This window comes from Pseudomonas oryzihabitans, assembly GCF_024652905.1.
GTDB classification, from domain to species: Bacteria; Pseudomonadota; Gammaproteobacteria; order Pseudomonadales; family Pseudomonadaceae; genus Chryseomonas; species Chryseomonas benzopyrenica.
Map to the genome: position 1 here is coordinate 2,795,318 of NZ_CP102428.1, position 18,658 is coordinate 2,813,975.

Consider the following 18,658-nt stretch of genomic DNA (forward strand, 5'->3'; position numbering starts at 1 on the left):
GCCCCGGTACAGATGGCGGGTCGGCGATCAGGCCGGCGGCAGGCGCTCGTCGAGCAGGCGATGCAGGGCGCTGTCGGCCGGCCAGTTGCGCAATAGCCGGGCGCGGTCGCGGGCATAGGCGCTGGCATAGGCGCGGTCGCTGGCATGGGCCTGGAAGGCGTCGAGGTCGATCACCAGCCAGCGACCTTCATGCCAGATCAGGTTGGTGCCCTTGAAGTCGCCATGGCCGAGGCGCTCGCGACGCAGGGCTTCCACCAGCGCCAGCAGGGCCTCCAGCTCGGCCGCCGGCGGCGCGGCATCCACATAGGGCGCGAAGCGCTCCAGCAGATTGGGCCCGTCGACGAAGGGCGTCACCAGATAGGCCCGCCCGCGCAGGCCGAGAAAGCGGCGCTCACGCACGGCCAGGGGCTCGGGGGTGGGAATACCAAGGAAGCGCAGCCGGTGCCCTTCGCGCCAGCTGTGCCAGGCCCGGCTCGGCCGCCAGAAACGCGTCAGCCAGTGGCCGAAGCCCTTGATGTTGTATCGCTTGAGCACCAGGTCCTGACCCTGCCACTGCAGCCGGGCCACGGTGGCGGCGCCGCCGTCCTTGAAGGTCGGCAGACCGGCCAGGGCCGCATCGGGATCGGCCAGCAGGCCTTCCAGGCGATTCAGCCAGGTGCGCCGCACGGCGATCAGGCCAAAGGCGCTGCGGGTGACGGCGAACAGGGTGCACTCTCGGCCGCTCTTCTTGAGGTAGTCGGCCAGGCGCCAGCGACGAATCTCGGCGGTGCGCGCCAGCAGGGCCTCCAGGCGCAGGGCGTGTTCGGCATTGACCAGCAGGTAGTGGATCAGCAGCTCTTCCAGCTGGGCATCCAGGGTGGCGGGCAGCTGGGCGAAGAACACCGCCAGATTCTCCTGCACCCGGGCCTGGGACAGCGGCTGGCCGACGGTCTCGGCCTGGATGTCCGCCGCGTCTATGACCAGGGCGGCGCCGTCCTTGACCAGCAGGTTGTCCAGGTGCAGATCGGCCTGCCAGAGGCCCTGGGCGTGCAACCGCGCCAGGGTGGCGAGGGCCGCGCCGAGCAGGTCGTTCTGCGCGGGAGACAGGGGCGGCTCGCCAGCGATCCGCTGCCAGAGGTGCTCGACGCTGGGCGCCGCCTCGATGAAGTCGAACAGCAACCAGGCGCCCTGCCCGCTCGCCTCGCCGCTGTCCAGCAGCGCGGGGGTCGCCGCCGCGGCTGCCGCCAGCAGGCGACAGCCCTCACGCTCGCGGGCGAATTGCCGACTCGCGCGCTCGCCGACTAGTAGCTTGGCCAGCACTCGCCGGCCCTGCCAGCGGGCCTCGCCGACATAGCGCTGACCGGGCAGCACCCTGAGCAGCGACAGCAGTTCCAACTCGCCACTGGGCAGTTCGATACGCAACGGCAGGGTCAGCGCACGACCGGCCTTGGTCAGTTGCTCCAGGGTCATGCCTTGCGCTCCTTGTGGCGGCGACGCCCGGCCAGACGCTGGCTCCAGTCACGCACGGCGGCGCTGTCCAGCGGCTGGTCCAGATAGCTCGCCAGCAGGCGGGCGATGTCCTGCTCGCGCCATTGCGGCGCGCGGCGCAGCAGGGGTTCGAGATCGCGCAGGCGATCACGCCGGCCGAACAGCAGCGGCCGGGTCTTTTCCAGATCGATCAGCCGCGCGATCAGGCCTTCGCCCTGACGCTGCAGGAACAGATGCTTGGGATAGAAGCAGCCGTGCACCTGGCCGGCACCGTGCAGCTGGCGCGCCAGTTCGCCGACGGCGACCAGCACCGCCTGGCGCTCCTCGGGGGCCAGGTGCGTCCAGACACGCAGCCAGCTGTCGAGGTCGCGCCAGTCATCCAGCGCCCGGGTCAGCAGGATGGCACGCCAGCCCTGGTCATCGCGGCGCTCGCCGTAATAGGCCAGCTCCAGCGCCGGGATGCCGCGCTCGGCGTAGCAGCGGATATTGCGACTCTCGCGGGCGAAGGTCGGCTCGCCCAGCGGGCGGGCCAGGGTGCGGGTCAGGTAGTCGCGCTGGCGCTTGAGGTAGTAGCCATGACCGTTAACGTCAAGGCGAAACACCTGGCTGAAGCCGCCACGCCCCTGGTTGGGTTCGTCCACCGCGGTCAGCTCCAGCGCCCACAGCGCCGCGAAGCTGTCCAGGCCCTGGCCGGCCAGCACGGCCCGATCCTCGGCCGCCCATACCTCGTTCATTCACGCCCCTTGAAATAGTCCAGCACCTCGCGGATGCGCCCCTTGTCGTTGTCGCTGAGGCGCGCGCGACCGCGGTATTGCAGATAGAACCGGAGGCGTTGGGTGCGTGACAGCTGGTACTTGGCCACCTTGTCCAGGCAGGCCAGATCCTTGACGATGCGCCAGCGCAACCAGTGGCCGACCCAGAAGGCGCCAGCCGGGCAGTCGATGAGATAGAGCACGCCCTGGCCATCCACCAGCAGGTTGCGCCACTTGAGATCGTTGTGGACGAAATGGTGATCGTGCAGGGTACGGGTCGCCGCGGCCAGCTGACGACTGACCTTGTCCACCCACACCCGGTCGCGCAGCCGCGGATCCTCGCGCCTGGCCAGTTCGGCGAGATCCAGGGTATCGGGAATCTCGCGGGTGATCATGGCGCCGCGGGTGAACCCTCGGGGCGAGCGCTCCATCCCCCAGGCCACCACCGGCGCGGTGGCAATGCCCCACTTGGCGAAACGCTTGAGATTCTGCCATTCGGCCTTGACCCGCGGCCGCCCGACATAGCGCCGCAGTCCCTTGCCGGCGCCGTGGTAGCGCTTGACGTAGTAGCGGATGCCGTCGCGCTCGATGCGTACCACTTCCGACAGCGGATCGCTGGTCAGGCGTTCGCCGGTCAGGGCGAACACCGCGTCCAGCGTCGCGAATTCGGGCAGGTGGGCGACGCTGGAATCGATGCGCCAGTCAGCCATCAGAGCCGGTCCCCGTAGCGTTCCTTGCGCTCCAGCAAGGCGGCGGCCTTGCGTTCCAGCCGCGCCAGCAGCGGCGCCTCGTCGCGCAGGATCTCGCGCAGCGGCCGCTGGAAGTAGCCCTGTAGGAAGCGCAGGAAGTCACGTCGCGTCAGGCCGATGCCCAGGGCGGAGAAATACAGCCCGGCCAGGTCCTTGTCGCGCCAGCGCCGGGGCACCTGGGCGCGGCACTGGGCGCGGTGCAGGTCGATCAGCCAGAGCTGCAGATTGGCCACGGTGACCGGCTGGGCGGTGTCGAGCAGGAAATGGCAGATGTAGCAGTCGCGATGGTTGACACCGGCCCGGTGCATGGCCCCGGTCATGCGCGCCACCTCGGCGATCAGCGCCCGCTTGAGCAGGGGCTCGGGGGGCTGGCGGATCCACTCGAGACTGAAGTCTTCGAGGCTGACGGTGGGGGCCAGCTCCTCGGTAATGATGAAGGAATGCTGGGTCGCCGGATTGGCGCCGCGCTCGCCAAAGGCCACCGCGGTCATGGTCGGCACGCCGACCTGGTGCAGGCGCTCGATGGCCTGCCATTCCTGGCGCGCACCTAGCACCGGCTGCTTGGCCTGCAGCAGATTCTTGGCGATCTCGCCCCAGCCGATGCCGCGGTGGATCTTGACGAAATAACCCCGCCCGGCCACCTCGGTGCGCAGGGTACGGCGCCCGTCCAGTTCGCGATAGACCTGGCCCTGCAGGGCCTCCACGGCGACGAAGGGATCCTGGCCGGCCCAGAGGCTGGCGAAGGGCTCACGCAATTCCAGGGTCATGCCACCCCCAGGATGACATCGGCGGCGCGCTCGGGCAGCGAATAGAGATCGGCGCTGTCGGCGAAGGCCAGGCCGTTGCGGCCCTGCACCGCGCGGCGCTCGGGATCGGCCAGCAGCTCGGCCAGCATCCGGTCCAGGGTCTCCTGGACGAAGGGCGACGGCACCACCGCGCCGGCGCGGGCCTCGTCGATGTAGTGGGCATAGCCGCAGACGTCGGTGACCAGCACCGGCAGCCCGGCGACCAGCGCCTCCAGCAGCACGGTACCGGTGTTCTCGTTATAGGCCGGATGGATCAAGAGATCGGCGCCGAGCAGGAAGCGCGGGATGTCGCTGCGGCCCTTGAGGATCTGGACGCGATCGCTCACGCCCAGGGCCTTGGCCTGCAGCAGGAAGGGCTTGGGATCGTCCTGGCCGATGGCGAAGAGTCGAGTGCGGCGGCGCAGTTCCTTGGGCAAGGACGCCAAGGCCCGCAGGCTGCGATCCAGGCCCTTGGTCTTGAAGCCGGAGCCGATCTGCACCAGCAGCAGCTCGCCCTCCTCCAGCCCGAATTCGCGACGGAAGTCGGCGCGGATCTCGGCGGCATTGGCCGGCGCACGGCGATCGGCGGCGATGCCCGGCGGCAAGAGGTGGAAGCGCGGTGCAGGCGTCCCATAGTGCTTGACGAACAACGGCTGCTGCACCTCGGAGATCATCAGGATCTCGGTCGACGACTCGGGGGCGAACACCGCGCGTTCGTATTCGGCGAAATGGCGATAGCGGCCCCACTGGCGATAGAGCGGATTGCGCAGGGTCTGGGCCTTGTCCTCGAAGCAGGGATCGGCGGCGTAATAGACGTCCAGCCCCGGCATCTTGTTGAAGCCGATCACCCGGTCCACCGGATCGCGGGCGAGATCGGCCTGCAGCCAGGCGTGGAATTTCTCGTTGCGGCGGTGATTGAACAGGGCGCTGATCCTGGCCACCCGCACGTCGAAGCCCTCCGGCACCGGGCCTTCCCAGATCAGGGTGTAGACGCGAATGGCATGGCCGCGGCTCTGGCACTCCTGGGTGATGCGCAGGAAGTCCCGCTGCAGGCCGCCAAAGGGAAAGTACTTGTAGAGCACGAAAGCCAGGGTCATGCGGGGAGGTCTTCCAACAGCAGGGTTTCCAGTTCCAGTTCGACCCGCTCCGGGGTCAGGGCGGCCAGACTGGCCGCGGGCTGATCGCGCGGCTCGTCGGTGCCATCCAGGCCCACGGCACTCAGGTGCACCTGGGCGCGGCCATAGGCACCGACCTTCTTCGGACTGGTCGGGCCATAGAGCGAGACGGTGGGCACGTCCAGGGCGGCCGCCAGATGACCCAGCCCGGTATCCACCGCCACGCAGGCGCGGGCGCCGGCCAGCACCTTGGCCACCCCGGCGAGATTCAGGCGCGGCAGCACCTGGACGCCGTCGAGGCCGTCGGCGATGCGCTCGGCACGGGCATGTTCCGCCTCGTTGCCCCACAGCAGTCGCACCGGCCAGTCCAGTTGGCTCATGCGCTCGGCCAATTCGCGCCAGTGCGCTTCGGGCCAGTGCTTGCTGACCCAGGTGGTGCCGTGCAGGAACACCACATAGGGCGTCTCGTTGGGGCCGGCCAGACGTTGCCGATCCAGGCCGTAATCACCCACGCCCGCCGGCAGCGGATAGTCCAGGGCCTGGGCGAACAGCTGGCGGATCCGCTCCAGGGCGTGCTGCCCCTTGGCGACGTGATAGCGCTCTTCATAGAAGCGGCTGGCCAGGGGCTCGCGCGCGGAATTGCGGTCGAGACCGGCGACCGGCGCCTCGGCGTAACGGGTCAGCCAGGCGCTCTTGAGCAGGCCCTGGGCATCGATCACCCGGTCATAGCGCTGCTCGCGCACGCGACTCTTGAATTCGCCCCACTCGCCACTGGCCCAGGCGGAAAAGGGCTGTTTGCGCCAGCGGCGCAGGGCCACCGGAATCACCTGACTCACGGCCGGGTGCCAGGCGGGAATCTCGGCGAAGCCCTCCTCCACCACCCAGTCGAAGCAGATGCCGGGGATGGCCCGGGCCGCATCGGTCAGCGCCGGCAGGGTATGGATGACATCGCCGAGGGAGGAGGTCTTGATCAGCAGCACGCGCATCTAGCCCACCTCGATCGGATCGGCGACCAGGCGGCCGAGCGCCTCCTGCACCAGGCTCGGCTGCAAGAGGCGCAGGCAATCGTAATGGCCGAAGCGGCAGGTTCGGTCGAAGCAGGGACTGCACTCCAGCCCCAGGCGCACCACCTCGACCTGGCTGGCCAGCGGCGGCGTGAAGCCCGGCGAGGTGGAGCCATAGACCGCCACCAGCGGGCGATCCAGGGCAGCGGCCACATGCATCAGGCCGGAATCGTTGCTGATCACTGCACTGGCGCAGGAGAGCAGGTCGATGGCCTCGGCCAGGGAGGTACGCCCGGCGAGGTTGTAGACATCCTCTTCGAAGCCGGGGGTGACCCATTCGCGGATTTCCTCGCCACCCGGAGCATCCTTCTGCGAACCGAACAGCCAGACCTGCCAGCCCTGGCGCAGCCGGGCATCGGCCACGGCGGCATAGTGCTCGGCCGGCCAGCGCTTGGCCTCGCCGAACTCGGCGCCCGGGCAGAGCGCCAGCACCGGCCGGTCCAGACTCAGCCCGAAGCGCTCCAGGGCCGTGTCGCGGCTGGCCGGATCGATGACCAGGCGCGGTTCGGGATAGGGCTTGGGCAACTCGGCGCCTGGTGGGTAAGCCAGCGCCATGAAGCGCTCGATCATCAGCGGATAGCGGGCCTTGTCCAGGGTGCGGATGTCGTTGAGCAGGCCGAATCTCATCTCGCCGCGCCAGCCGGTACGCTTGGGGATGCCGGCGAAATAGGGCACCAGCGCCGACTTCAGCGAGTTGGGCAAGAGGATCGCCTGGTCATAGCGACCGCGCAGCTGCTGGCCGATGCGCCGGCGGGTGGCCAGTTCGAAGGCGCCGTGGCCGAGGGGAAAGCTCAGGGCTTCGCGCACCTCGGGCATGCGCTCGAGCAGCGGGCGACTCCACTCGGGGGCGAGGACGTCGATCTGGCAGTCGGGGTGCTGGCGCTTGAGACAGACGAAGAGGGTCTGCGCCATCACCATGTCGCCGACCCAACTGGGTCCGATGATCAGAATATTCATGCTGGAAGGCGATCGGCACCTAGCGGGTGGCCGACTCCCACTCCCTCAGGCCCGGCCTGATCGAAAGCTCGCGCACGGACATCGACATCTTGCCTCTCCTTACTGATGGCGGCCTAAAAGGTGGCCGGATTGCCGGACGGCGTGTCCAGCCCCAGGCCGTGCCAGATACGGCGCACTTCGTCGCGCTCGGCGAGAAAGCCGTCGGCCGGTACCTTGCCCGGCTGCTTCTGCAGGACCAGGCGGTGCAGCGCGGCGCGGTAGGCCTTATAGGCTTCGCGCAGGGCAATGGCGTCCGTGGCCGGTACCAGACCAGCCGCTTCGAGGGATTCCAGGATGCGGATGTTGTCGGGAAAACGCAGCAATTCGGGATGCTGCCACGACCAGGCCAGAACGGCATATTGGACCATAAATTCGATATCGACGATACCGCCGGCATCCTGCTTGAGGTCGAACAGCTGCTCCGGCCGGCGCGCGTTCGGCCCCAGTCCGCCGGCGGTCACCGCGGTGCCGAGGTTGTCGAGCATCTTGTCGCGCATGCCGGCCACGTCGGCCTGCAGGGTCGCCAGCTCCCGCTGCCGACCGAGGATGCGCGCCCGCACCTCGTCGAAGCGTTCTCCTAGACGTGGACAACCCGCCACCACCCGCGCCCGCACCAGCGCCTGGTGCTCCCAGGTCCAGGCCTCGCTCTGCTGGTAGCGCTCGAAGGCCTCCAGCGAACTCACCAGCAGCCCCGCCGCGCCGGACGGCCGCAGGCGCATGTCCACCTCGTAGAGGGTGCCCACCGGGGTGGTGGTGGTGAGCAGATGGATGATGCGCTGGCCGAGGCGATTGAAGAACTGGGCGCCATCCATGGGCTTGGCGCCATCGGTCTCGGCCAGGGGATCGGCGTCGTGGATGAACACCAGGTCGAGGTCCGAGCCGTGGCCCAGCTCGATGCCGCCGACCTTGCCGTAGCCGACAACGATGAAGTCCGGCTGGCAGGGCGAGCCGTCGCGCCGCTGCGGCGTGCCATGGCGCTGCACCAGCTGGCGCCAGGCCAGGCCGAAGACCTCTTCGAGGATCACCTCGGCCAGCCAGGTCAGGTAGTCGCTGACCTTCATCAGCGGCAGGCTGCCGGCGATCTCCGCCGCCGCCACCCGCAGGCTGTGGGCGCGCTTGAAGTGGCGCAGCACGTCCATCTGCTGCTCCAGGTCCTCTTCGGGCAGGCGCATCAGACGTTCGCGCAATTCGGCAGCCAACTCAGGCTTCTGCGGCGGATGGTAGAGCCGACCCTCGTTGAGCAATTCGTCGAGCAACGCTGGATAGCGGGCGATCTGCTCGGCCACCCAGGCACTGGCCCCGCAGAGTTCCAGCAGCCGCGCCAGGGCCGGCGGATTCTCGCTGAGCAGGACCAGGTAGGCGGAACGTCGCGCCACCGCCTCCACCAGTGGCAGCACCCGCTCCAGGGCGCGATCGGGTTGCTCGTCGGCACTGACCGCATCCAGCAGCCGCGGCATGAAGGCATCCAGGCGTTCGCGACCGGCGCGCTGCATGGCGCGCACCTGGCCACTGGCACGCAGGTTGGCCAGCAGTTCCAGCGCCTGCTCCGGCGCCTGGAAGCCCGCCTCGCGCAGTCGCGCCAGGGACTCCTCGGGGTCGAGCAGGTCTTCCCACAGCGGCAGCCAGCTGTCTTCCAGCTCGGCGCTCTGGGTCTCCTCTTCGGGATCGGCGATGGTCTGCTGGAAATGCCAGTCGATGCGGCTGCGCCAGCCGTCGAGCGCCGCGCTGAATTCATCCCAGTCGGCATAGCCCATGAGGAAGGCCACCCGCGCCCGCCCCTGGGGATCCACCGGCAGGGTCTGGGTCTGCTGGTCGGCGATGGCCTGCAGCCCATGCTCGACATAGCGCAGGAAGCAGTAGCCCTCGCGGAGTTCCGCTTCGGCCGCGGCCGGCAGATAGTCGCGCTCGCGCAGACTGGTCAGCACCTTGAGCAGCGGTCGCTGTTGCAGCGCCGGATCACGCCCGCCGTGGATCAGCTGGTAGGCCTGAGCGATGAACTCCACCTCGCGGATGCCGCCCGCGCCCAGCTTGACGTTGTCGGTCATGCCACGTCGGCGCACCTCCTGGCGGATCAGCTGCTTCATGCTGCGCAGGGCTTCGATGGCGGAGAAATCCAGATAGCGCCGATAGACGAAGGGTCGCAGCAGGGTCAGCAGCTCGGCGCCGCTGGCCTGGTCGCCGCCGACCACCCGTGCCTTGATCATGGCGTAGCGTTCCCAGTCGCGGCCCTGGTCCTGGTAATAGAGCTCCATGGCGGCAAAGCTCAGCACCAGGGCACCGGCGCTGCCATAGGGCCGCAGGCGCATGTCGACGCGAAAGACGAAGCCCTCCACCGTGGTGGCGTCCAGCGCCTTGATCAGGCGTTGTCCGAGGCGGGTGAAGAATTCCTGGTTGTCCTGCTCGCGCCGCGCGCCGCGGGTCTCCCCGGCCTCGCCATAGGCGAAGATCAGGTCGATGTCGGAGGACAGATTGAGCTCCCCCGCGCCCAGCTTGCCCATGCCCAGCACCACCAGCTGCTGCGGCTGACCGCTGTGACGACCGGTCGGCACGCCGAACTGGCTGCACTGCTGGGCGTACAACCAGGCGCAGGCCTGGTCGATGCAGGCATCGGCCAGCTCACTGAGGTCGCGGCAGGTCTCCACCAGATCGGCGCGGCGGGTCAGGTCGCGCCAGACGATGCGCACCTGCTGCAACATGCGGAACCGCCGCAACCGGCGCCCCAGCTCGGCCTCGTCCGGGCAATCGACGAGCGCCTCGCGCAACCGCTGCGCCATCTCGCTCGGTGCCAGTGACAGCTCCAGATCGCCACTGTCGACCAATGCCAGGCAGGGCTCGGGCAGGCGGCAGAACTGCTCGACGACGAAGTCACTGAGAGCGGCCACCCGCCGCCAGTCGGCACGCTGCGCCGCGGACCAGTCTGCCTGGCGGGCGGCGGCCGCGGGCAGCGTGGCCAGGGCGTCGGCAAGGCGCCGGTCGGCGAGCTCGGCACATGCGACAAGAGTCGGAGGCAGATCGGGACGAAGGAGGGGTATCATGGGCAGTCCTGCGCAGGGACGGTCGAACCCCACCACCCTGCCGCGAACCCCATGCCAGGGACATTCCGACGGACCACCTGGTCCGAGCGGGAACCGTTTTCACGTCCGCGGTTCGGAGTTCGCGAGCCCATGAGCAGCGCGTTCGACAAACGTCGAATTGTTTTTTATCGCATTACAGCTCGGAGCTGAAACGGATTTGAATTTGTAGTAAAACTACACGCCGATCGGAACCGTCCGGTCATAAATCCAAGAATTTTCGCTGCCCCCAAGAGGCCGGCGGCGACCCTGAGGCGACCGATTTTGGAAGCCTTTCCGCCCTGGAGCAAGCCATGCAAGATCTCGATCCCGTCGAAACCCAGGAATGGCTGGACGCCCTGGAGTCCGTCCTCGACCACGAAGGCGAGGAGCGCGTTCATTATCTGATGACCCGCATGGGCGAACTGGCTACCCGCAGTGGTACCCAGCTGCCCTACTCCATCAATACCCCCTATCGCAACACCATTCCAGTGACCAAGGAAGCCCATATGCCGGGCGACCTGTTCATGGAGCGGCGTATCCGCTCGCTGGTCCGCTGGAACGCCCTGGCGATGGTCATGCGCGCCAACCTCAAGGATCCGGATCTGGGTGGCCACATCTCCACCTTTGCCTCCAGTGCCACCCTCTATGACATCGGCTTCAACTATTTCTGGAAGGCGCCCAACGAAGAGCACGGCGGCGACCTGATCTACTATCAGGGCCATGCCTCGCCCGGCGTCTACGCCCGTGCCTTCCTGGAAGGCCGCCTCTCCGAAGACCAGATGAACAACTTCCGTCAGGAAGTGGACGGCAAGGGGCTGTCGAGCTACCCGCACCCGCACCTGATGCCCGACTTCTGGCAGTTCCCGACCGTTTCCATGGGTCTGGGTCCGATCACTGCGATCTACCAGGCCCGCTTCATGAAGTACCTGGAGAACCGCGGCTACATCCCCGCCGGCAAGCAGAAGGTCTGGTGCTTCATCGGCGACGGCGAGTGCGACGAGCCGGAAACCCTGGGTGCCATCTCCCTGGCCGGCCGCGAGAACCTCGACAACCTGATCTTCGTCATCAACTGCAACCTGCAGCGCCTCGACGGCCCGGTACGGGGCAACGGCAAGATCGTTCAGGAACTGGAAGGCATCTTCCGCGGCGCCGACTGGAACGTCACCAAGGTCCTCTGGGGCCGCATGTGGGATCCGCTGTTCGCCCGCGACACCGAAGGTCGCATGCAGCAACGCATGGACGCCGTGGTCGATGGTGAATACCAGAACTACAAGGCCAAGGACGGTGCCTATGTGCGCAAGCACTTCTTCGGCGCCAATCCCGAGCTGCTCAAGATGGTCGAGGACCTGTCCGACGACGAGATCTGGAAGCTCAACCGTGGCGGTCACGACCCCTACAAGGTCTATGCGGCCTACCACCAGGCGGTCAACCACAAGGGCCAGCCCACCGTCATCCTGGCCAAGACCATCAAGGGCTACGGCACCGGTGCGGGCGAAGCCAAGAACACCGCGCACAACACCAAGAAGGTCGATGTGGAGTCGCTGAAGAAATTCCGCGATCGCTTCGACATCCCGCTGAACGATTCCCAGCTCAGCGAGCTGCCCTTCTATCGTCCGGCCGACGACAGCGCCGAGATGAAGTACCTGATGGGCCGCCGCGAGTCCCTGGGTGGTCACCTGCCCCAGCGTCGCGCCCGCAGCATCAGCATCCCCACCCCGCCCCTGGAAACCCTGAAGGCGGTGCTGGACGGCTCCGGTGATCGCGAGATCTCCACCACCATGGCCTTCGGCCGCATCCTGTCGCAACTGGTCAAGGACAAGGACCTGGGCAAGCGCATCGTGCCCATCCTCGCCGACGAGGCCCGTACCTTCGGCATGGAAGGCATGTTCCGCCAGTTGGGCATCTACTCGCCCCATGGCCAGCTCTATGAGCCGGTCGATCGCGACCAGGTGATGTACTACCGCGAAGAGAAGGACGGCCAGATCCTCCAGGAAGGCCTCAACGAAGCGGGCGCCATGTCCTCCTTCATCGCCGCCGGCACCGCCTACAGCAACTACAACCAGCCCATGCTGCCGGTCTACATCTTCTATTCGATGTTCGGCTTCCAGCGCATCGGCGACCTGGCCTGGGCGGCGGGCGATGCCCAGACCCGCGGCTTCCTGCTGGGCGGCACCTCCGGCCGTACCACCCTCAACGGCGAAGGCCTGCAGCACGAGGACGGTCACAGCCACATCCTGGCCGGCACCATCCCCAACTGCCGCAGCTACGATCCCACCTATGCCTACGAGCTGGCAGTGATCATGCGCGAAGGCATCCATCAGATGATGGAACTGCAGCAGAGCGTCTTCTACTACATCACCGTGATGAACGAGAACTACCAGCAGCCGGCCATGCCCGCAGGTGTCGAAGACGGCATCATCAAGGGCATGTACCTGCTGGAAGAAGAGCAGGGCGACTTCAAGCACCGCGTCCAGCTGCTGGGCTCGGGCACCATCCTCAACGAGGTCCGCGCTGCCGCTGGCCTGCTGCGCGAGATGGGCGTCGGCGCCGACATCTGGAGCGTCACCAGCTTCAACGAATTGCGCCGTGAAGGCCTGGCCGTGGATCGCTGGAACCGCCTGCACCCGCTGGAAGAGCGCCGCCTGACCTATGTCGAGCAGTGCCTGGGCGAGCGCCAGGGTCCGGTCATCGCCTCCACCGACTACATGAAGCTGTTCGCCGACCAGATCCGCCAGTGGGTCCCCACCGAATTCCAGGTGCTGGGTACCGACGGCTTCGGTCGCAGCGACAGCCGCAAGAAGCTGCGTGATCACTTCGAGGTCGACCGTCGCTGGGTCGCCGTCGCCGCTCTGCAGGCGCTGGCCAACCAAGGCAAGCTGGAACGCAAGGTCGTGGCCGATGCCATCACCAAGTTCGGCATCGACACCGAGAAGCGCAATCCCCTGGATTGCTGATGCGGCACACGGATAAGAGGAAACAACTGTGAGCGAGACCATCCGCGTACCCGACATCGGCAGTGGCGACGGCGAAGTCATCGAGCTGCTGGTGAAGGTCGGCGATACCGTCGAGGCCGAACAGAGCCTGGTGGTGCTGGAGTCCGACAAGGCCAGCATGGAGATTCCGGCCCCCAAGGCCGGCAAGATCGCCGCCCTGCACATCAAGGTCGGCGACACCCTCAAGACCGGTGATCTGCTGATCGACCTGGAAGGCGAGGACGCCGCCACCGGCAGCGAACCCGCCGCCGAACCCAAGGCCGAGTCCAAGCAGACCCAGGTCGAGGAAAGCGAAACCCCGACGCCAGCCGGCGACGAGGACGCTTCGGCGTCCGCCGGCGAAGGCGAGTCCCAGGAAATTCACGTTCCGGACATCGGCTCCAGCGGCAAGGCCAGCATCATCGAGGTGGCGGTCAAGCCCGGCGACACCATCGCCGCCGAGCAGACGCTGATCACCCTGGAATCCGACAAGGCCAGCATGGAAATCCCCTCCCCCGCCGCGGGCGTGGTGGAGAGCGTTTCCGTCAAGGTCGGCGACGAAGTGGGCACCGGCGATCTGATCCTGGTGCTCAAGGGCGCCGCCAATGCCAAGCCGAGCAAGAGCGTCGAATCCAAGGCCGGCGACAAGCCCGCCAAGGAAGCCGCCGAGCCCGAGCTGCACGAAGAAGCCGCTGCCGAGCCGGCCGGTGAGTCGGTCGAGGAGATCAAGGTCCCCGACATCGGCTCCACCGGCAGTGCCAACGTCATCGAGGTGCTTGTCAAGGCCGGTGACCAGGTCAAGGCCGAGCAGTCGCTGATCGTGCTGGAGTCCGACAAGGCCAGCATGGAAATCCCGGCGCCCAAGGCGGGCGTGGTGGAAAGTGTCGCCATCAAGGTCAATGACCAGGCCAAGACCGGCGATCTGATCCTGACCCTGAAGGTGGCCGGTGCCGCGCCCAAGCAGGCGGCCAAGCCGGCTGCCGGCAACACCGCCGCCAGCGCGCCGTCTGCCGAGAAGAAAGCCGAGGCTCCGGCCAAGGCTGCCGCCCCGGCCAGCGCACCCGCCGCCGGCAAGGGCAAGAAGGTCCATGCCGGCCCGGCCGTGCGCATGGTCGCCCGTGAGTTCGGCGTCGACCTGGGCGAGGTCACCCCGACCGGTCCCAAGGGCCGCATCCTCAAGGAAGACGTCCAGGCCTACGTCAAGGATCAGCTGCAGAAGAGCAAGGCGGCTCCGGCCGCGGCTGCAGGGGCCACCGGTGGCGCCGGCATTCCGCCGATCCCCACCGTGGACTTCAGCAAGTTCGGCGAGATCGAAGAGGTGCCGATGACGCGCCTCATGCAGGTCGGCGCCAACAACCTGCATCGCAGCTGGCTGAACGTGCCCCACGTGACCCAGTTCGACCAGTCCGACGTGACCGATCTGGAAGCCTTCCGGGTAGGCCAGAAAGCCGTTGCGGAAAAGGCCGGCGTCAAGTTGACCATCCTGCCGTTCCTGCTCAAGGCCTGCGCCCATGTGCTCAAGGAACTGCCGGACTTCAACGCCTCCCTGGCCCCCAGCGGCAAGGCGGTGATCCGCAAGAAGTACGTGCATATCGGCTTCGCCGTGGACACCCCGGACGGCCTGCTGGTCCCGGTCATCCGCAACGTCGACCAGAAGAGCCTCCTGCAACTCGCCGCCGAAGCCGCCCAGCTGGCGGAAAAGGCGCGGACCAAGAAGCTCAGCGGTGACGACATGCAGGGCGCCTGCTTCACCATTTCCAGCCTGGGTCACATCGGCGGTACCGGCTTCACGCCGATCGTCAATGCCCCGGAAGTGGCGATCCTCGGCGTGTCCAAGGCCAGCATGCAGCCGGTCTGGGACGGCAAGGCCTTCCAGCCGCGCCTGATGCTGCCGCTGTCGCTGTCCTACGATCACCGCGTGATCAACGGGGCGGCTGCCGCGCGCTTCACCAAGCGCCTGGGCGATCTGCTGACGGAAATCCGCAGCCTGCTGCTGTAAACGCCACAGGACGGTAATGGCTTCCCGCTACCGTCTTCTGGTGTAGCAAGAACCCCGCTCATGCGGGGTTTTTGCTGCCAGATCAACCGAAAGATCCAGGAAAAAGGTAGGATGAGCGCCCTGAGCGTCGCCCCTTGCATGCCCTGGGCCCTATCGGGCAACCTTGACAGCTATCCCAGAGCGCTGGCGAGACGGAGAGGAAGAAGGATTAATGATTTGTCTGTCCTTTCCGATAACCCTAGGACATTTTTCCGTCTTCACAAGGACGCGGACCCTCGCATGAGTATTCACTCCGATGCTGCCGATGCCGCGGTAGCCGATCAGGCGGGCGCGCTCAGCGCTCCTGCCCGATTGGGCTTGCTGCGCTTCGAGCGTCTGAATGAAGCCTCCTGGGCGATGCTCTATCTCGACTCCCGTTGTGAGGCCAGCCTCGGCCTGCCCGCCCAGGCGCTGTGTTCGCTCATCGATGCCCCCTATGCCAGCCTGATGGAGCCCAGCGTCCGTCATCGCCTGCACGAGGATATCCAGCTGCAACTCGCCGAGCATGGCAGCTATCAGGTGCGTTACCTGTTCCACTCCACCACGGCCCCCTGCCAGGTCGTCGAGGTGGGCGAGAGCCTGCAGCGTCATGGTCGCCCCCTGCTACGCGGCTATCTGCTGCGGGTGATGAACGACGATGCCCTGGCCGGCGAATGGGAAGCCCACAACCTGGCCCTGCGGTCGACCCTGGCGCTCCTGCAGGAAAGCCAGGACCACAGCCAGCAACGGCTGGGGATGGCCCAGGCGCGGCAGACCCTGCTGCTCGAATTGTCCCGGCTGGCCCTGAGACAGACGCCGGTCGACGACGAACTGGTGCAGCTGCTGCGTGCCCAGGGCCCGGCCGCTTTTGCCGTGGATGAGCTCAGCCTGTGGCGCTACGAAGGCAATGGCCTCGTCACCCTGTGCAAGGAAGAGCGCCTGCCCACGCTGTGCAGCGACCACCGCCGCCGGTTGCGTGAGCAGGGCGTGATCGAAGACGCCAGCCAGGTGCTGCACCCTTCCCATACCGGGGGCGGAACGGCCCTGGACGTGGCGCTGCTGCACGAGAATCAGCTGATCGGCCTGCTCTGCCTGAGACGGGACCGGCCAGCTACCTGGGAGGCCGAGGACGTCGCCTTCGCCCGCAGCCTGGCGGAATGTCTGGCTGCCCTGCTCCAGCAGCCGGAGCGCTTGCCGAAGGTCGCCCACCCCCTCACCCGGGTGATGGAAGCCAGCAACGATGCCTTCCTGCTGCTGGATGCCGGCGGTCGCCTGGAGCACGCCACCGACAGCTTCGCCCGCATCACCGGCTATCCCATCGCCAAGCTGCAGGGCCTGCACGTCGAATCCCTGCCGGCCCTGGAGAACTGGAGCGAGCTGCTCTACGAAGCCTGGCAGCACCTGGCGCACCAGGACAGCTGGCAGGGCGAATTGCGGTGCTATCGCCGCGACGGCGAGACCTACTGGGGCCAGCTGTCACTGTCCAAGATCCAGCAGCCCAACGGCGACCTGCAGGGCTATCTGGGTATCTTCCAGGACACCAGCAAGACCCGCTTCGCCCAGCAGCACAACGACGAGATGGTGTTTCGCGACAGCCTTACCGGGCTGGCCAACCGCAGCCACTTCATCGCCCGCCTGGAAGAGCGCCTGGAGCAGTCCAATCCGAGCAGCGAGCACTCGCTGCTGCTGGTGGACGTCGACAACTTCAAGAGAGTCAACGACAGCCTGGGTCATCGCATCGGCGACCAGCTGCTGGTGGGCCTGGCCCGGCGCCTGCGCAGCGCCCTGGGCAAGGGCGCGCTGATCGCGCGCATCGCCAGCAACGAATTCGCCGTGCTGCTCGACGGCATGGATGCGGTGTCCGCCACCAGCCTGGCTCGCGACACCCTGGTAGCCCTGGATCCGCCGCTCTACGTGGAAGGCCACCCGACCCTGATCAGTTGCTCCATCGGTCTGACCACCGCCAGGCCGCACGAAACCGATCCGCAGACCCTGATCAAGCACGCCGGCCTCGCCCTGCACAGGGCCAAGGCCACCGGCGGCCATCAGGTCCAGGTGTTCACCGAGGCGCTGATCGCCGAGGCCAGCAACAAGCTGTTCGTGCAGAACAACCTGCGCCGCGCCCTGGAGCAGAACGAATTGCTGGTGCATTACCAGCCCAAGGTCTGCCTGAAGCGCGCCAAGCTGCTTGGCCTGGAAGCCCTGATCCGCTGGCAGCATCCGGAAAAGGGCATGATCCGCCCGGACCAGTTCATCAGCATCGCCGAGGAAACCGGGCTCATCGTGCCCATCGGCAAATGGATCATCCGCGAGGTCTGTCGCCAGCTGCACCGTCTCGACGCCGCCGGCTTCGACGACCTGCAGATCGCCATCAACCTGTCGCCCAAGCAGTTCACCGATCCCGACCTGGTGCAGTCCTTCGTCACCATCCTCGACGAGGAAGGCATCGCGCCCAAAAGGCTGGAGCTGGAACTGACCGAAAGCCTGCTGCTGGATGCCACCGACGCTACCCGCAACACCCTCGAAGCCCTCAAGCGGCTGGGCATGAGCCTGGCGATGGACGACTTCGGCACCGGTTATTCGTCGCTCAGCTACTTGAAAAAATTCCCCATCGACATCATCAAGATCGACAGGAGTTTCATCAAGGACATCCCGGACAACCAGGACGACATGGAAATCACCTCCGCGGTGATCGCCATGGCCCACAACCTGCGGCTGCAGGTGGTTGCCGAGGGCATCGAGACGACCGAACAGCTGGCTTTCCTGCGCCATCATCGTTGCGATATCGGCCAGGGCTATCTGTTCGACAAGCCCATCCCGGCCGACCAGCTCGACGCCGCCCTGGCGCGTTACCTGCCGACGCGCTGACCCGCCGAGCGGACTCGACCCCGCTGCAGCGATTTTGCGTACACTGAGCTTTTCGCCTGGCCCTTTCCCACGAGGTATCCCATGGTCCTGCGTTCCGAAATCCTGACCAAGAAGACCCACCTGCCCGCCGCCGAGCAGGCGCTGCCCGGCCGCGAGACGGCCATGGCCGTACCCGCCGCCCACTACGTCAACGGCAATCCGTTGCAAGGCCCCTTCCCCGCCGGGCTGCAGAGTCTGGTGCTGGGCATGGGCTGCTTCTGGGGCGTCGAGCGGCGTTTCTGGCAACAACCGGGTGTCTGGACCACCGCCGCCGGTTACGCGGGCGGCCATACCCCCAACCCGACCTACGAAGAGGTGTGCTCCGGCCTGACCGGTCATACCGAGGTGGTGCTGGTGGTGTTCGATCCGGCCCAGACCTCGCTGGAGGCGCTGCTGAAGATCTTCTGGGAAGCCCACGACCCGACCCAGGGCATGCGCCAGGGCAATGATGTCGGTACCCAGTATCGCTCGGCGCTGTATTACAGCGACGACAGCCAGCGCGAGGCCTTCGAAGCCAGCCAGGCCGCCTTCCAGGCTCAATTGGCCGAGGCCGGTTATGGCGAGATCACCACCGAGATCGCTCCTTTGCCGCCCTTCTACTACGCCGAGGCCTATCACCAGCAGTACCTGGCGAAGAATCCCAACGGCTATTGCGGCCTGGCCGGTACCGGCGTGTGCTTGCCGCCCAGTCTGGCGGTCTGATCGCACTTCGCTCGGCTTACCTGGGGATCGTTGGGCTTCGGCGATAGAACTGCCTCAGCCCAACCTACGCCAAGCTGCT

General features: G+C 66.9%; 12 protein-coding genes. 4 read left to right on the forward strand and 8 right to left on the reverse strand.

Annotation, left to right across the window (positions count from 1 at the left end):
* Positions 1–27: 27 nt before the first annotated feature.
* The 8 genes from NRG74_RS12955 to glnE all read right to left on the reverse strand — a co-directional run bounded on the left by NRG74_RS12955 (position 28) and on the right by glnE (position 9,963).
* Positions 28–1,449 (reverse strand): lipopolysaccharide kinase InaA family protein, encoded by a 1,422-nt coding sequence (locus tag NRG74_RS12955; RefSeq protein ID WP_257704291.1) that lies wholly within the window; start codon positions 1,447–1,449, stop codon positions 28–30.
* Entirely contained in the window at positions 1,446–2,201 is a 756-nt protein-coding gene (locus NRG74_RS12960) for a lipopolysaccharide kinase InaA family protein (RefSeq protein WP_257704293.1), read from the reverse strand. The genes NRG74_RS12955 and NRG74_RS12960 overlap by 4 nt, the downstream gene beginning before the upstream one ends.
* A complete protein-coding gene (locus tag NRG74_RS12965) occupies positions 2,198–2,929 on the reverse strand; it encodes a lipopolysaccharide kinase InaA family protein (protein ID WP_017640107.1) in 732 nt (243 codons plus the stop codon). Before NRG74_RS12965 ends, NRG74_RS12960 begins: the two co-directional genes overlap by 4 nt.
* Entirely contained in the window at positions 2,929–3,735 is an 807-nt protein-coding gene (gene rfaP, locus NRG74_RS12970) for a lipopolysaccharide core heptose(I) kinase RfaP (RefSeq protein WP_017640106.1), read from the reverse strand. The genes NRG74_RS12965 and rfaP overlap by 1 nt, the downstream gene beginning before the upstream one ends.
* On the reverse strand, positions 3,732–4,850 hold the full coding sequence (locus NRG74_RS12975; protein ID WP_257704296.1) for a glycosyltransferase family 4 protein: 1,119 nt from the start codon (positions 4,848–4,850) through the stop codon (positions 3,732–3,734). Before NRG74_RS12975 ends, rfaP begins: the two co-directional genes overlap by 4 nt.
* Positions 4,847–5,854 carry a lipopolysaccharide heptosyltransferase I gene (gene waaC, locus NRG74_RS12980; RefSeq protein ID WP_257704298.1) on the reverse strand — a complete coding sequence of 336 codons (1,008 nt, stop codon included), beginning with the start codon at positions 5,852–5,854 and terminating at the stop codon, positions 4,847–4,849. Before waaC ends, NRG74_RS12975 begins: the two co-directional genes overlap by 4 nt.
* Entirely contained in the window at positions 5,855–6,889 is a 1,035-nt protein-coding gene (waaF, locus tag NRG74_RS12985; RefSeq protein ID WP_017640103.1) for a lipopolysaccharide heptosyltransferase II, read from the reverse strand.
* A 113-nt stretch (positions 6,890–7,002) separates the two neighbouring features.
* Entirely contained in the window at positions 7,003–9,963 is a 2,961-nt protein-coding gene (gene glnE / locus NRG74_RS12990) for a bifunctional [glutamate--ammonia ligase]-adenylyl-L-tyrosine phosphorylase/[glutamate--ammonia-ligase] adenylyltransferase (protein WP_257704301.1), read from the reverse strand.
* 329 nt (positions 9,964–10,292) lie between these two features.
* Here glnE and aceE point away from each other — a divergent pair, with 329 nt between their 5' ends.
* The 4 genes from aceE to msrA all read left to right on the forward strand — a co-directional run bounded on the left by aceE (position 10,293) and on the right by msrA (position 18,579).
* Positions 10,293–12,935: a pyruvate dehydrogenase (acetyl-transferring), homodimeric type gene (gene aceE / locus NRG74_RS12995; protein WP_257704303.1), complete on the forward strand. Its 2,643-nt coding sequence runs from the start codon at positions 10,293–10,295 to the stop codon at positions 12,933–12,935.
* A gap of 28 nt (positions 12,936–12,963) precedes the next feature.
* Positions 12,964–14,952: a dihydrolipoyllysine-residue acetyltransferase gene (gene aceF / locus NRG74_RS13000; RefSeq protein WP_257704305.1), complete on the forward strand. Its 1,989-nt coding sequence runs from the start codon at positions 12,964–12,966 to the stop codon at positions 14,950–14,952.
* 279 nt (positions 14,953–15,231) lie between these two features.
* Positions 15,232–17,838, forward strand: a complete 2,607-nt coding sequence (locus NRG74_RS13005) for a putative bifunctional diguanylate cyclase/phosphodiesterase (RefSeq protein WP_160924543.1) — start codon at positions 15,232–15,234, stop codon at positions 17,836–17,838.
* A gap of 81 nt (positions 17,839–17,919) precedes the next feature.
* On the forward strand, positions 17,920–18,579 hold the full coding sequence (msrA, locus tag NRG74_RS13010) for a peptide-methionine (S)-S-oxide reductase MsrA (protein ID WP_064307373.1): 660 nt from the start codon (positions 17,920–17,922) through the stop codon (positions 18,577–18,579).
* Positions 18,580–18,658 lie beyond the last annotated feature (79 nt).

What these genes read in the sequence shown, in the direction of transcription:
- NRG74_RS12975 (WP_257704296.1), bottom strand. Translation starts at nt 4,850, where the DNA reads ATGACCCTGGCTTTCGTGCTCTACAAGTACTTTCCCTTTGGCGGCCTG.
- waaC (WP_257704298.1), bottom strand. Translation starts at nt 5,854, where the DNA reads ATGCGCGTGCTGCTGATCAAGACCTCCTCCCTCGGCGATGTCATCCAT.
- NRG74_RS12960 (WP_257704293.1), bottom strand. Translation starts at nt 2,201, where the DNA reads ATGAACGAGGTATGGGCGGCCGAGGATCGGGCCGTGCTGGCCGGCCAG.
- glnE (WP_257704301.1), bottom strand. Translation starts at nt 9,963, where the DNA reads ATGATACCCCTCCTTCGTCCCGATCTGCCTCCGACTCTTGTCGCATGT.
- waaF (WP_017640103.1), bottom strand. Translation starts at nt 6,889, where the DNA reads ATGAATATTCTGATCATCGGACCCAGTTGGGTCGGCGACATGGTGATG.
- NRG74_RS13005 (WP_160924543.1), top strand. Translation starts at nt 15,232, where the DNA reads ATGAGTATTCACTCCGATGCTGCCGATGCCGCGGTAGCCGATCAGGCG.
- aceE (WP_257704303.1), top strand. Translation starts at nt 10,293, where the DNA reads ATGCAAGATCTCGATCCCGTCGAAACCCAGGAATGGCTGGACGCCCTG.
- NRG74_RS12955 (WP_257704291.1), bottom strand. Translation starts at nt 1,449, where the DNA reads ATGACCCTGGAGCAACTGACCAAGGCCGGTCGTGCGCTGACCCTGCCG.
- rfaP (WP_017640106.1), bottom strand. Translation starts at nt 3,735, where the DNA reads ATGACCCTGGAATTGCGTGAGCCCTTCGCCAGCCTCTGGGCCGGCCAG.
- NRG74_RS12965 (WP_017640107.1), bottom strand. Translation starts at nt 2,929, where the DNA reads ATGGCTGACTGGCGCATCGATTCCAGCGTCGCCCACCTGCCCGAATTC.
- msrA (WP_064307373.1), top strand. Translation starts at nt 17,920, where the DNA reads ATGGTCCTGCGTTCCGAAATCCTGACCAAGAAGACCCACCTGCCCGCC.